The organism is Marmoricola sp. RAF53 (assembly GCF_052114005.1).
Classification (GTDB): domain Bacteria; phylum Actinomycetota; class Actinomycetes; order Propionibacteriales; family Nocardioidaceae; genus Marmoricola.
Genome location: NZ_JBFRDX010000029.1, coordinates 1 through 13,114, shown reverse-complemented (window position 1 = coordinate 13,114; position 13,114 = coordinate 1). Strand labels below are relative to the sequence as shown.

At 73.3% G+C, this 13,114-nt stretch carries 15 protein-coding genes; 1 reads left to right on the top strand and 14 read right to left on the bottom strand.

Translation table 11 applies throughout. From position 1 onward, the window contains the following. Positions 1 to 5: 5 nt before the first annotated feature. The 14 genes from AB4Y76_RS19020 to pgsA form a co-directional block, all read right to left on the bottom strand. Positions 6 to 602 carry a SipW-dependent-type signal peptide-containing protein gene (locus AB4Y76_RS19020; protein ID WP_441928168.1) on the bottom strand — a complete coding sequence of 199 codons (597 nt, stop codon included), beginning with the start codon at positions 600 to 602 and terminating at the stop codon, positions 6 to 8. Next, positions 589 to 1,290, bottom strand: coding sequence for a hypothetical protein (locus tag AB4Y76_RS19015; protein WP_441928166.1), 702 nt, complete (start codon positions 1,288 to 1,290; stop codon positions 589 to 591). Before AB4Y76_RS19015 ends, AB4Y76_RS19020 begins: the two co-directional genes overlap by 14 nt. Further along, positions 1,287 to 1,874: a signal peptidase I gene (locus tag AB4Y76_RS19010; RefSeq protein WP_441928165.1), complete on the bottom strand. Its 588-nt coding sequence runs from the start codon at positions 1,872 to 1,874 to the stop codon at positions 1,287 to 1,289. Before AB4Y76_RS19010 ends, AB4Y76_RS19015 begins: the two co-directional genes overlap by 4 nt. A gap of 26 nt (positions 1,875 to 1,900) precedes the next feature. Then, the gene (locus tag AB4Y76_RS19005) at positions 1,901 to 2,422 is read right to left on the bottom strand and encodes an alternate-type signal peptide domain-containing protein (protein WP_441928163.1); all 522 of its coding nucleotides are present in this window, start codon (positions 2,420 to 2,422) and stop codon (positions 1,901 to 1,903) included. 221 nt (positions 2,423 to 2,643) lie between these two features. Continuing rightward, positions 2,644 to 3,504 (bottom strand): hypothetical protein, encoded by an 861-nt coding sequence (locus tag AB4Y76_RS19000; RefSeq protein WP_441928161.1) that lies wholly within the window; start codon positions 3,502 to 3,504, stop codon positions 2,644 to 2,646. Continuing rightward, positions 3,501 to 4,871, bottom strand: coding sequence for a hypothetical protein (locus tag AB4Y76_RS18995; RefSeq protein WP_441928159.1), 1,371 nt, complete (start codon positions 4,869 to 4,871; stop codon positions 3,501 to 3,503). The genes AB4Y76_RS19000 and AB4Y76_RS18995 overlap by 4 nt, the downstream gene beginning before the upstream one ends. 19 nt (positions 4,872 to 4,890) lie before the next feature. Next, positions 4,891 to 5,616, bottom strand: a complete 726-nt coding sequence (locus tag AB4Y76_RS18990; protein ID WP_441928157.1) for a hypothetical protein — start codon at positions 5,614 to 5,616, stop codon at positions 4,891 to 4,893. A gap of 7 nt (positions 5,617 to 5,623) precedes the next feature. Further along, entirely contained in the window at positions 5,624 to 6,304 is a 681-nt protein-coding gene (locus AB4Y76_RS18985) for a hypothetical protein (protein WP_441928155.1), read from the bottom strand. Positions 6,305 to 6,411: 107 nt separating this feature from the next. Continuing rightward, positions 6,412 to 7,143, bottom strand: a complete 732-nt coding sequence (locus AB4Y76_RS18980; RefSeq protein ID WP_441928153.1) for a TetR/AcrR family transcriptional regulator — start codon at positions 7,141 to 7,143, stop codon at positions 6,412 to 6,414. An 18-nt stretch (positions 7,144 to 7,161) separates the two neighbouring features. Then, positions 7,162 to 8,823: an FAD-dependent oxidoreductase gene (locus AB4Y76_RS18975; RefSeq protein ID WP_441928151.1), complete on the bottom strand. Its 1,662-nt coding sequence runs from the start codon at positions 8,821 to 8,823 to the stop codon at positions 7,162 to 7,164. Between the two features lie 31 nt (positions 8,824 to 8,854). Beyond that, a complete protein-coding gene (locus AB4Y76_RS18970; RefSeq protein ID WP_441928149.1) occupies positions 8,855 to 9,808 on the bottom strand; it encodes an AurF N-oxygenase family protein in 954 nt (317 codons plus the stop codon). A gap of 148 nt (positions 9,809 to 9,956) precedes the next feature. Then, the gene (locus AB4Y76_RS18965) at positions 9,957 to 10,505 is read right to left on the bottom strand and encodes a DUF6891 domain-containing protein (RefSeq protein WP_441928147.1); all 549 of its coding nucleotides are present in this window, start codon (positions 10,503 to 10,505) and stop codon (positions 9,957 to 9,959) included. After that, positions 10,505 to 11,437 (bottom strand): pyridoxal 5'-phosphate synthase lyase subunit PdxS, encoded by a 933-nt coding sequence (gene pdxS, locus AB4Y76_RS18960; RefSeq protein ID WP_441928145.1) that lies wholly within the window; start codon positions 11,435 to 11,437, stop codon positions 10,505 to 10,507. Before pdxS ends, AB4Y76_RS18965 begins: the two co-directional genes overlap by 1 nt. 64 nt (positions 11,438 to 11,501) lie before the next feature. Next, on the bottom strand, positions 11,502 to 12,155 hold the full coding sequence (gene pgsA, locus AB4Y76_RS18955; RefSeq protein WP_441928143.1) for a phosphatidylinositol phosphate synthase: 654 nt from the start codon (positions 12,153 to 12,155) through the stop codon (positions 11,502 to 11,504). Positions 12,156 to 12,274: 119 nt separating this feature from the next. On the opposite strand from pgsA, the gene AB4Y76_RS18950 reads away from it, so the two are divergent. Next, on the top strand, positions 12,275 to 13,114 hold an 840-nt coding region (locus tag AB4Y76_RS18950; RefSeq protein ID WP_441928141.1), incomplete at its 3' end, for an RNA polymerase sigma factor.

Here is a 13,114-nt window from a genome sequence, read left to right as displayed (position 1 = left end):
CGGCGTCACTGGCTCGCGGTGAAGGTGAGGCCGACCGTGGTCGTCTTGCTGGAGTACGTCGTCTGGTCGGCGTTCGGGTCCAGCGTGGCCTGCACGCAGAAGTACTCGGTGGCGCCGGACGCGAGCGGCCGCTGCGCCGAGGAGGAGCCGATGAAGTTGCCGGTGGCGAACCCGGTCGGCAGCCCGGCGATCGCGCTGCCGGCGCAGGTCGCGCCGGAGCCGCCCGCGACCGGCGAGGTCGCGGTGGCGGCGGTGATCTTCACGGTGAGCACGCTGCTCGGGAAGACCGTCCCGCCGACGGCGGCGGTCGCGTAGTAGGTCAGCGGCGAAGCCCCGGTGTTGGACACCTTGAGCACGCCCGCCGTGGTCCCGCCCGGAAGCAGGCCGGAGACGTTGATCTGCGTGAAGGCCACGGCGTCGTCGGTGTCGTCGTTCACCACCAGGTCGATGCTGCCGGTGCTGATCGAGGTGCCGGAGACGGTGACGCTGTCGTTCCAGAGCGCGAAGGTCCCCGTGGCGGCGAGGCCGGCGACGACGCCGAGGCTCAGCAGGGCCCGGGACCGGGTGCTGCGCAGCGGGCTGGTGAGGTCACGCAGGGACATGGGAGGGCCTTTCGTCGGGGGAATCCTTGCGCCGCCGGGCCAGGCCGACGAGCGCGACGCCACCGGCGCAGAGCGCCGCGGCGAGGGCGAGCATGAGCGGGGTGACGACGGTGCCGGTGCCGGGCAGGTCGCCGGCGGCGGCGTGCGGGCCGGCCGTCTCGGTGCCACCGGTGCCGGTGTCCTCCGGAGACGGCGCCAGCACGGTCGAGTCCTGGCTGAGGGTGACGTCGAAGGCGAGGCCGCTCAGGCGCAGGTCCTCGGTCTCGTCGGTCGACGTCGGGTCGAACGCGACCCGGACCGTCACCTTGTGCACCCCGCCGGCGGGAACCGTGAGCTGGGTGACCAGCGGCTGCGTTCCCGGGGTGACGGCGACGAAGGGGCCGCCGTCGAGCTGGGCGGCGACGGCCAGGTCGCCGCTGTCGAGCAGGTCGGTGACCGCACCGGTGCGCATCCTGACGTCGAGGGAGCCGGTCTCGGTCCCGGAGTTGCGGACGTAGAACGACGCCGCCTCGGTGTCGCCGGGGACCCAGTGGAAGGCGGGGTCGAAGAGCGGTCCGGGAAGCGCGGAGCCCCAGGTGCTGCCGTCCGGGCTGAGCTGGAGGTGGTCGGCGGCGGTCGCCGGGCCGGCCCCCACGACGAGCGTGAGGACGGCGAGAACCAGCGACCCGATCCAGGTACGGCGCGTCATCGTGCCGCTCCCACGAGCTCGGAGGGTTCCCCGACCGGACCGGACACCTCTGCGTCCTTGCCGCGGACGCGGTCGCGTGCCGCCCCGGCGAAGGACATGGCGGCGTACCCGAGCAACACCAGCACTGCTCCCATCACGACGATCTGACGAACGTTCCCGTCCACGAGCAGCGACGGGTACGCGAGGTAGGGCACGGCGTACCAGCGGGTGCCGCGGATCTGCTCCGGCCGCACGGTCACCGGGTCCGGGCTGTGGTTGGCGTCGCCCTGCAGCGTGAACCGCAGGTCGCCCGCCACGGTGCGGCCGATCCCGACCACGCGGTGGGTGGCCACGGTCGGGTCGCCCGAGCGGAGCTGGTAGGTGAGCACGTCTCCGACGCGCACCTGCTCCGGCGGGGTGTGCCGGACGACGACCAGGGTTCCCGGCGGCATCGTCGGGCGCATCGAACCGGTGAGGATCGTGTAGGAGTCGGCCCCGGCGAGGCGCGGGACCACGACCCCGAGGGTGAGGACGACGAGGACGAGCCCCGTGGCCAGCAGGGCGATCGCCCTGCCGGCCACGGTGCGCGCGGTGCGCAGGCCCATCACGTCGACTCTCTCCTGGATCCGGATCAGGCGTGGACCTGGGACAGGGTCACCGTGACGTCGCTGAGGCTGCCGGAGGCGTCCTCGTGGTCGGTCACGCCGCTGTTGAAGGTCGCCGTGACGGTGACCGACAGGGTGTCGCCGTCGTTGGCCTCGGTGATCTCGGTGACGGGGTTGCCGCCGACGGTCACGTCGGTGGTGCCGACGGTGAAGGTGCCGGCGAGGCCGCCGGTGACCGAGGAGTCGGTCGCGCCGACGGTGGCGCGCAGGTGGTTGCCCGACGCGGCGATCGTGTAGGTGCAGGTGCGGGACAGCACGTCGCCGGGCACCAGCGGGTCGCCCTCGGTGTAGGTGGCCGGCGCGCTCTCGCCGGAGTCCAGGGTCCAGACGCCGTCGCAGGTCTGGCTCGACAGGTTGAGGTGACCGGCGTTCAGGTCCGAGCCGGCCACGGTGCGGGTCTCGGTCCAGTACGCGAGCGAGCCCGCCCCGCCGAGAAGGAGGGTGCCGGCGGCGGCTGCCGCGAGTGCGCCCTTGGTGGACTTCTTCATGGTGTCTCCTCCAGGAGAGTCGATGGGTTGACCACCCCAGAGAACGACGTCCTGTTCGCGTCGTTACGCCCGAAGCGCACGTAATAGCCCTTCTGGGTAGGGCCTCTCAGCCGAACGTCGGCACCCTTGTCCAGACCGGGAGAAACCGGATTCGGACATACCGCGCGACTACCCGCGAATGCCTGCGAACCGCACCGGGCATGCGGTAAAGGACCGCCGTTTCAGGCCGCGGCTGCGGCCCGGTGGGCCGCCCGGCGGACCGCGGTCGGCCGACGTCGCAGGGCCGGGAGGAGTGCCGGCAGGAAGCAGGCGCCGACGAGGCCGGCCCACCACGAGAACGGCACGCTCGGCTCGAGGGAGACCTGGAAGCGCGACCGCTCCCCGGGCTGCGGCGCGGTGCGCTCCGGGGCCCGCGCCACCACCGAGCCGACCTCGCCGTCGCGGAGCACCACCGCGTCGCCGCTGCCCGTGCTCACCCGGAGCGGGAGCAGCCCGGTCGACACGTACGTCGCCCGCGCGCCGCCGTCGACGGGCACGAACGCGAGCTGGTCGGCCCGGACCAGCGGGCGGTAGACCACCAGGGCCGCCGACACCACCAGCGCGGCCCCGACGAGGGTCACGGGCAGCCGTACGGACCGGTCCCGGAACCTGCTCGCCACGGCGGCGACGAGCAGGGCGCCGAGGAGCAGCACCGGCGCGGCCAGCAGGATCCAGCCGACGCCCTTCCAGGTCATCACCACCCGGCCGTGCACGTCCGCGGCCCGCAGCCGCCACGGGTCCGGCGAGGTGATCCGGCCGCGGGTGGCGAGGGTGCCGTCCGGTTCGATCCGGTCGACGAGGTGGCTGTACGTCGTCGTGTGCCCCGGCGGCGTGAAGGTGATCAGGTCACCGCGCTCCAGCTCGGAGAACGGCGTCGGCGCGACCCAGAGCAGCGAGCCCACCGGCGCGCGGGTACCCATCGACGCGGTCTCCACCCGGACCCAGCGGCCGCCCTGCAGCCACCAGGCGCCGAGCGCGGCGACGGCGGCGAGCAGGACCGCGACGCCGGCCCAGGCGACCACCCGACCCACGCGCCCGGTCACGAGATCACCGCCGCGTCCGCACCGGCCCAGCGCAGGGTCCGCGCCCAGCTGCCGCCGCCCGGCGCCGCCTGCACCCGGTGCTCGAGCGGCAGCCAGAGCCGCAGGCCGGCGACGTAGGAGTTCCAGCTCCCGGCTCGGGTGAGCTGGATCGTCGAGGTCTGGCTGCCGCTCGGGTCGGGAGCGCCGACGGTGTGCCAGGTGCCGTCGGCGAAGGCGGCCAGGGTGGTGCCCGCCGCGGCGACGGTGCCGGCCGGGGAGGTCGTCGTCCAGGCGATCTGGACCATGGTGCACGGCGAGGTCGCCCCGATGACCGGGAGGTTGCCGGCGTACGTGGTGGTGCCGGGGTCGTCGAGCGTCCAGAGGTGGGCGATCCCGCCGAGCCCCTGCACGGCCGTCGAGTACGCAGCCGCGGACGCGGCGCCGTAGAGCGCCGAGCGCGTGCCGGAGCTGACCGAGCCCGCCGCGACGAAGGCGCCCGACAGCGAGCCCGGGAAGGTCGTCGCCGGCGCCCCGGCGACGCCGGAGAAGTCGGCCCAGCCGAGGTGCCAGTAGGCGCTGCCGCCACTGAGCGCGGCGAGACCGAGGCCGGTGACGCCGCTCGCGCCGTCGACGTACAGGGTCGGGGTGGAGACGATGACGGCCGCGATCGAGAGCACCGCGAAGTGCCAGGACCCGTCGTTGTACGCCGCCGCGGAGACGCCGCTGGCGGAGGTGCCCAGCGTGCCGGTGACGCGGAACCGGATCTTGCCGGCGGTGTCCATCCAGATCATCGGGCTGCTCGCCGTCGAGGCGGAGTCGACTGGGCTGACCGCGAGCGACATCAGCGGGCCGCCGCCGGAGTAGCCGTTCGCGACCTTGAACCAGACGCCGAGGCTGTAGCTGCCGCCGAGCAGGGTGCCCGTGTTGGTCCCCCACACGCTGGAGGCGTAGCCGCCGGTGCCGAGCGTGACCGCCGAGGTGGTCCCCCACGGGTCGTTCTGCTGGAAGGAGACCGCGTAGCGCGGGAGCATCGCGGCCGCGGCGTTCTGGGTGTCGGTGAGCCGGACGGGACCGCACCCGGTCGCGCGGAAGTCCGAGACCAGCTGTGCGGCGGTCAGGGTGCCGGTGTTCGTGATCGTGTCGACCGCGGTGACGCCGCCGGCCGTGACGGCACCGCCGGGTGCCGGGGTGCCGGCGCAGGCGAGCGTGCCCGAGGACCGCGGCGTGCTGGCGCAGGACCCGGACGGGTAGCTGTGGGTGAAGGCCAGGCTCGCGTTCGCGGCCTGGTTGGTCGAGTTCGTCACCGACGCGGTGGTCCAGCCGCTCAGCGACGTGCCGGTACCCGCCCACGCCAGCGCGAGCCCGGCGAGGGCGGTGAGGAGGGCCACCCGTCCTGGGGACATCGGCTCAGACGTTCAGGGTCCAGGTCAGCGGCTGGCTGGCGGTGATGCCCTGCGCCAGCACCGACGCGGACGCCGACAGCGCGACGGTGAACCGGCAGGTCCAGGACGCACCGGCGGCGAGCGTGGCGGTCCGGGTCAGGGTGCCGAGGCTCCCGGGCGCGGTGGCGGCGCTGACCAGGTCCGCCCAGGCCGACCCGGCCGCGTAGGTGGCCCCGTTCGAGCAGGAGACGGCCACGGTGAGGTCGCCGCTGGTGCAGACGTTCGCGGCCGGTGGCGTGCCGGACCCGGCTGTCGGCGTCTGGGTGCAGGCCCCCGGGGTGAGCACGAAGGTGGCGGCCGAGGCGGACCCGACGTTGGTGAAGGTGACATCGGTGGTCTGGCTGCCGCCCGGCGCCAGCGGGCTGCTGGTGCCGCCGTACTTGTTGATCGTGCTGCAGGTCGAGGAGTTGCCGACGCCGCTGCTGGACAGGCAGGTCTGCGGCCCCGGTCCGACCTCGCGCAGGATCACCGCCGAGGCGGTCGCCACGGTGTTGGTGTCGTTGGCGATCACGGCGCTGGTCCAGGAGGCGAGCGTCCCGTTGACGCCCAGCACGAGGATCAGCGCGGTCAGCGCGCTCGCGCCCAGGGCCAGGGCCCGCGGGCGTGGCGTCCGCCGGCTTCGTCGGTCGCGGCGGCTGGGTCGGCTGGGTCGGCTGCTGCGGCGCCCGCGGTCGGCGTGGTTCCCGGACATGGCCCGCTCAGCTCGCGTCCAGGGTCCAGGTGACCGGCTGGGACACCTGCGAGCCCGCGTCGGCCGCGGGTGCCGCCGCCGCCAGGGCGGTGGTGAACCGGCAGGTGACCGCGGAGGCCGACGACGCCGCGAGTGCCGGTGCGGCGGTCCAGGACCGGGTCGCGAGCGAGCCGGGTGCGACCGCGRCCTGGCCGAGCGCGGCGACCAGCGCACCGGCGTTGTACGTCGCCCCGGTCGAGCAGCTCACCGCCACGGTGAGGTCGCCGTCGGCGCAGAGGTCGATCCCGCCGGTGCCGTTGGTCGGCGTGCAGGTGCCCGGCGCGTAGCCGAAGACGTTGCCGGCCGCGGTCCCGGGGTTGGTGAAGGTGACGTCGACGACCTCGGAGTCGCCGGGCGACATGGTGAGGTTGCCGCCGTACTTGTTGATCGTCGAGCAGTGCGCGACGGTGTTGCTCGGCTGCGTCGAGGTGTCGCACGTGCTGGTGCCGTCCGTCTCGACCAGCGCGAGGTAGCCGGCGGCGACCCCGGCGGTGTCGTCGTCGTTGGTGATCAGCGCCGAGGTCCACGAGGCCAGCGTCCCGTTGACCGCCAGCAGCAGCAGCGCCGCCGCGGCCGCGCAGGCTCCCCAGAGCGCGGCTGTCCGGCGCCGTTTCCGCTCCGCCGTGGCAGGAGTCGTCGTCTCGTCCATGGTCGTGCCCCCTTGGGAGCCTCTCCCCAGAGGCTCCGTCACCCCACCTGATCGGCCGCGTGCGCGGATTGCTGAGCAAATTGCTCAGACCGAATCGCCGGAGGTGGTCAGTCGGCGCGCAGGGAGCCCAGGATCAGGTCGTCCAGGGAGGTCTTCGGGTCCAGGACGACGCCGCGGTCACGGGCGTGCCCGTCGATCTGGAACCAGACCGAGCGGGTCAGGTGCTGGGCCAGCACCGCGGGCGACGGCACCCGCTCGTCGCGGGCCAGCCAGAACCGCACGGTGCCGACGGCCTGGCCGACGATGCCGAACACCAGCGGGTCCAGGATCTGCTGGTCCTCCGCGGTGAGCTCGACCTCGAGCAGGGACGCGCCGGAGGTGACCAGCATCGTGATCAGCGCGCCGATCTGCTGGGTCGTCTGGAGGACCTCGCCGAGCCGCTCGGCGTCCTGCGACTCGGCGGCGCCGATCCGGTGCAGCGCGGGGTGGGCGTCGGCCCAGGCGACGTACGCCGTGACGATCCGCTCGATGATCTGCTCGATCGACCCGCTGAGCTCGAACTCGGGGACCAGCGTGTCCATCAGCATCTGCAGGATCCGGCGCTGCACGGCACGGTCGAGGTCGGCCCGGTCGGCGAAGTGCCGGTAGAGCACCGCGCGACCCAGCCCGGCCTCCTGGGCGATCTGCCGGACGTGGATCTCCTCCCCCTCCGGCGTCGCCTCGATCACCGCGATCGCCGCGTCGAGGATCTGGCCGCGCCGCTCCTCGCGGTGCGCCGCCCAGCGCTCGTCCCGGCCGTCGGGCGCGCCGGCAGACGTGGGGGCGGGCTTCGGGGTCACACGGTGCACATTAGGGGCTCAGCGCCGGTTCCGGCGGCTCCACGCGCTGCGCCGGACCGGAGCCGGCGCAGCGGTGGCGATCCGGACCATCTCGGCCACGTCGAGCACCTTCACCCGCGGCCGGCCGGCGGCGGCGCCCCGGCGGCGCTCCTCCGCGTCCAGGCGCTGCCAGCCGGCGCGGTCGACGTGACCGGGCACGCGCTCGGCGAGCCAGGCGTCGGTCTCGGCGCGGTCGCCCTCGGGCGCGGCGATCAGGCCGGCCGCGAGATCGTCGAGGAAGGCGGCGACCGACTCCTCGGCGCAGCCCTTGTTGGTCCCGATGAACCCGCTCGGTCCGCGCTTGATCCAGCCGGCGACGTACAGGCCGGGCTCGACCCGGCCGCGGTCGTTCGGGACCGTGCCGGAGGCGTCGTCGAACGGCAGGCCCGGCACCGGACGGCCCCGGTAGCCGACGGCGCGCAGCACCATGCCGGCGGTCAGGACCTCGGTCTCCCCGGTCGGGGTGGCGACGACCCGGCCGTCGACCGCCTCCAGGCGGGTGCGCTCGACCTCCAGCCCGGTGACGGCGTCGTCGGGGCCGCCCAGGACCCGCACCGGTGCGGTGCAGAAGCGGAGCACGATCCGGCGGCGGTCGGGCCGCTGCGGGCGGGCGGCGATCTCGGCGAGCAGGCGGCCCTTCTGGGTCTGCAGGTCCAGCTCGGCTCCGCCGGTCTCCACGACCACGTCCACGTCGGTGAGACCGGCCAGCCCCACCAGCTCGGGAAGCGTGAAGGCGGCCTCGGCCGGACCGCGGCGCCCCAGCACGACGACCTCGCGGACCCGGCTCCCCCGCAGCGTGGCGAGCGGCAGGTCGGCGATGTCGGTCGTGGCCAGCGCGTCGGGGTCCGCGGTGAGCACCCGGGCCACGTCGAGGGCGACGTTGCCGTTGCCGACGACGACGACACGGTCGCCGCCGAGGTCGACAGGCGCGTCCTGGTGGTCCGGGTGGCCGTTGTACCAGCCGACCAGCTCGGTGGCGGCCATGCTCCCGACGAGATCCTCGCCGGGGATGCCGAGCGGCTTGTCGGCCGACGCCCCGACGGCGTAGAGGACGCCGTGGTAGCGCTCGGCGAGCTCGCCGTCGCTCAGGTCGGTGCCGACCTCGACGCCGAGGCGGTAGCGGAAGCCCGGCTGCCCCTCGATCGCCGCGAACAGCCGGCTCACCTGCTTCGTGTGCTGGTGGTCCGGCGCGACGCCGGCACGCGCGAGCCCGTACGGCGTGGGCAGGCGGTCGAACACGTCGACGGTCACGCCGGGGTGCTTGAGCAGCTCGTCGGCGGCGTACAGACCGGCCGGCCCGGAGCCGACGACGGCGACCCGGATCTCGTCGGTGGGCAGCGCCCGCCTGGCCGGGACCTTCGCCAGCGGCGTCCGGTCCTCGTGCGGGTTCTCGGCGTAGTAGAGGCGGTTGAGCTCGATGAACGGCAGCTCGGCGGCGGTCAGGACGGAGTGCGGCTTGAGGGCGTCGACCGGGCAGGCGGTCGCGCAGGCGCCGCAGTCCACGCAGGCGCGCGGGTCGACGTAGACCATCTCGGCCTCGGCGAACCCGGGCTCGCCCGGAGCCGGGTGGATGCAGTTGACCGGGCAGGCCACGACGCAGGAGGCGTCGCTGCAGCAGGACTGGGTGACGACGTAGGGCACGGTGCGTCCTCTCCTCGACCGACCGCGCGGGTCAGGCGGCCGCCGGCTCGCTGCGGTACCGCGAGGACCGGCCGTCGATGCCGAGGGCCCGCCAGACGCGGCGGGAGACGGAGTTCATCAGGCCGAGCTCGTCGGCGAGCATCCGCACGTCGGCGTACACCTCGCGCCGCATCGCGGCACCCTCGGCGCTGTCCCAGAAGACCTCCTTCAGGACCTGCTTCGGGACACCGACGTCGCGGGTCATCTCCTTGCCGGGGACCATGATCGCGTCGCCGAGCAGCCGCATGATGAGCGGGTAGGCGACGGAGAGCGCGAGCTTGTGGAGCCGGCCGGTGTGCGGCACCCGCTGGCGCAGGTACTCGTGCGCGAACGAGATGTGCCGGGCTTCCTCGGCGACGTGGATCTGCATGATCCGCTGGAGCAGCGGGTGCAGCTGGTCGGAGCCGCGCAGGATCGACTTCTGGATGTGGTCGATCGGCTCCTCGCCGGCGAGGACGCCGATGAAGAAGACGTTCGGGAGCGCGCGGGCGGCCAGGGGGAGGAACGGGGCCAGCGCCCGGAAGTGCCAAGGACCGCCGGGCACGTCCTGCCCGCTGCGGTTGGTGAACTCCTGGAACATCTGGGTGTGGTGGGTCTCCTCGGTGGCCTCGTGGGTGCAGTAGCGGAACTCCGGGGAGCCGTTCGGGAGCGCGAGGACGTACTGCATCAGGCCTTGGATCAGGATGTTCTCGAACTGCAGGCCGACCTTGGTGATGTTCGCCTGGCGCCAGATCCCGATCTTGATCTGCTGCTCCAGCGGCTGGGCCCGGTACCAGGGGTGGCGGCCGAGAGCGTCGACGGCGGGCAGCACCCAGCGCGGGTCGTCGTCGCGGATCGCGAAGTCGGGGTTGTCCCAGTCGATGTCGGTGAACGCGTCGAAGTGCTGGTGGACCGAGCCCTCCGAGAGGGTCAGCAGCTTCTCCTCGTAGCTCTGCAGCGCGGTCATCGGTACTCCTCGTGACGTCGTTGTCGGACGTCAGCGAGATTAGTGAGACGCGGTGTCACATGTAAAGCACTACACGTGACTTCGTGTCACAGGTACCGGGATTCACGCGGGCGGTGTGGTCCAGGTCACCCCCGGGGTCAGCCCGGGGTCAGGCGCTCGGCCGGCGCTGCCAGTACGCCGCCACCTCGATCCGGCCCTCGTCGAAGTGCGCGGCCAGCCCCGCGGCCGCGAAGGCTCCCAGGGCGTCCTCGAGGAGGCGGTCCCCCGGTGCGGCGTTCGCCGTCGAGGCGTGCCACAGGTTGACCTCGAGCATGCCCTCGTCGACGGCGTGCCAGATGTCGGTCTCGGTGAACCAGGCGACGCCGACGGGCGCGCGCGACCGGGCTACGTCGCGCGCCGCCCAGTGGTCCGGACAGCCCTGGAGCACCACGAAGCCCCGGCGCTCCAGGTCGGCGAACGCCCGTTGGAGCCGGTCGTGGTCGGTCGTGGGGGGCCAGTCTGCGGCGTCGGCGCGCCAGGCGGAGACCTCTTCGGCGATCCACCGCGACGCCCAGGTGTCCGCGTCGACGTCCCGGTGGTCGGCGCGCAGCGCCTCGGTGACCCGCTCGGTCAGCTCGACCGGCGAGTCGAGGCCCGAGCGCACCAGCGCCCGGACCCAGGACCGCGTCTCTTCGGTGCGGCGCGAGCGCCGCGCCATCACCAGCCGCGTTCGGCGAGCCGGTGCGGCTGCGGGATGTCCTCCACGTTGATGCCGACCATCGCCTCGCCCAGGCCGCGGGAGACCTTGGCGACGACGTCGGGGTCGTCGTGGAAGGTGGTCGCCTTGACGATCGCCGCGGCGCGCTGCTCGGGGTTGCCGGACTTGAAGATGCCCGAGCCGACGAAGACGCCCTCGGCGCCGAGCTGCATCATCATCGCCGCGTCGGCCGGGGTCGCGATGCCGCCGGCGGTGAAGAGCACCACCGGGAGCTTGCCGGCCCGCGCCACCTCGACGACCAGGTCGTAGGGCGCCTGCAGCTCCTTCGCGGCGACGTACAGCTCGTCCTCGCTCAGCGCGCCCAGCCGGCGGATCTCCTTGCGGATGGTGCGCATGTGGGTGACCGCGTTGGACACGTCCCCGGTGCCGGCCTCGCCCTTGGAGCGGATCATCGCCGCGCCCTCGGTGATCCGGCGCAGCGCCTCACCCAGGTTGGTCGCACCGCAGACGAAGGGAACCGTGAAGGCCCACTTGTCGATGTGGTTGGCGTAGTCGGCCGGGGTCAGCACCTCGGACTCGTCGATGTAGTCCACGCCGAGGGACTGCAGGACCTGCGCCTCGGCGAAGTGCCCGATCCGGGCCTTGGCCATCACCGGGATCGAGACGGCCTCGATGATGCCGTCGATCATGTCCGGGTCGCTCATCCGGGAGACGCCGCCCTGGGCGCGGATGTCGGCCGGGACCCGCTCCAGCGCCATCACGGCGACCGCGCCGGCGTCCTCGGCGATCTTGGCCTGCTCGGCGTTGACGACGTCCATGATCACGCCGCCCTTCAGCATCTCGGCCATGCCGCGCTTCACACGCGAGGTGCCGGTGCCGGGGCCAGACTCGTTCAGGGGGGCGTGGTCAGGGGTGAGGTTGTCCGAAGCCATGGGTCGAGTTTAGTGCCGGGCCGCCAGCCGATCACCCCGGGGGGTTGGCCGGTGGACGTGGCTCTCAGGCCTCGGATTCGGTGCGCGCGGCGTCGATCGCGACGGACTGCTGGTGCACGACGGCGACCCGCTGGACCACGGTGATCGTGCTGGCCACCGCCAGCAGCCCGAGGGTCACCGGGATCGCGTACAGCGCGTTCTCCCCGACGCCGGCCATGTTGGCGATGTCGGCCAGCCCGGTGATGACCAGGATCGAGACCAGCCGGTCCGACCGCTCGGCGATGCCCACCTTGGCCTGCATCCCCAGCGACTCCGCGCGGGCCCGGGCGTAGGAGGTCACCGAGCCCATCGACAGGCAGTAGATCGCCAGCGCGGCGAACCAGTCGTCGTCCCCGGGCCCGACGTAGTACATCGCCAGGCCACCGAAGATCGCCGCGTCGCCGATCCGGTCGAGCGTGGAGTCCCAGAACGCGCCGAAGACGGAGACCTGCCCGGAGGTGCGGGCCATGTAGCCGTCGATCATGTCGCTGAACACGAAGGCGGTGATCACCAGGACGCCGGCCAGCAGCTTGCCCTGCGGGAAGAAGATCAGCGCGCCCGCGACGACGCCGAGGGTGCCCACGAACGTCACGGTGTTGGGGCTGATCCCCCACTTGAGGAACAGGTTGCCCAGCGGCGCCCAGACGTTGGTCCAGAACTGACGGAATCTCTCGAGCATGGTGGCAGCAGGCTACCGGTCGAAAAGTTGCAAGGTCCGCCGGGCTCGCGGGTCCTACCGGTGTGCGCCCCACCCCGGAAAGGAGCCGTCGATGCCTCGACACGCCCTACGATCCCCTCGTGACCGATGCGATCACGGGGGGTACGGACGCCGAGCTCGTCGCGCGCGTGCTGCAGGCCGACCGGGAGGCCTYCGCCGTCGTGTACGACCGCTACGGCCCGCGGCTCTTCGACTTCGCCTACTCGATGCTGCGGCACCGGGAGGACGCCTCCGACGCCGTCGCCGACTCGTTCGTGACGTTCGCCGAGCGGCTGTCCCAGCTCCGCGACCCCGACCGGCTCCGGCCCTGGCTGTACGCGATCGTGCGCAGCGAGTGCCTGCGCCGGCTCAAGGCGCGAAGCCGGGTCTCCTACGGCGACGACGAGCAGCTGATCGCCATGGCTGACGACGCGAAGACCCCCGACCAGGAGGCCGAGACCGCCGCGCTGCGCGAGCTCGTCTGGGACGCCGCGGCCGGCCTGGCGGACCGCGACCGGGCGCTCCTCGACCTGCACCTGCGCCAGGGCCTCGAGGGCGCCGAGCTCGGCGAGGCGATGGGCGTGACCGCGCCGAACGCCTACGTGATGCTCAACCGCCTGCGGGGTCAGGTGGACCGCTCGCTCGGAGCGCTGCTGATCGCGCGCCTGGGCCGGGACGACTGCGTGGAGCTGGACCGGGTCCTGCTGGACTGGGACGGCACGTTCTCGCCGCTGGTCCGCAAGCGGGTCGCCCGGCACGTCGACGGTTGCGAGGTCTGCGGCGACCGGCGCAAGCGGATGGTCGCCCCGTGGGCGCTGCTCGCCGCGGTCCCGGTCTTCGTCGCGCCCGCGGCGCTGCGCGACCGGGTGCTCGGGGACACCGAGCTCGTCGCGTACGCCGGCCCGCCGCTCCAGGCGACCGCGCCCGCGGGCCTGCCGGCC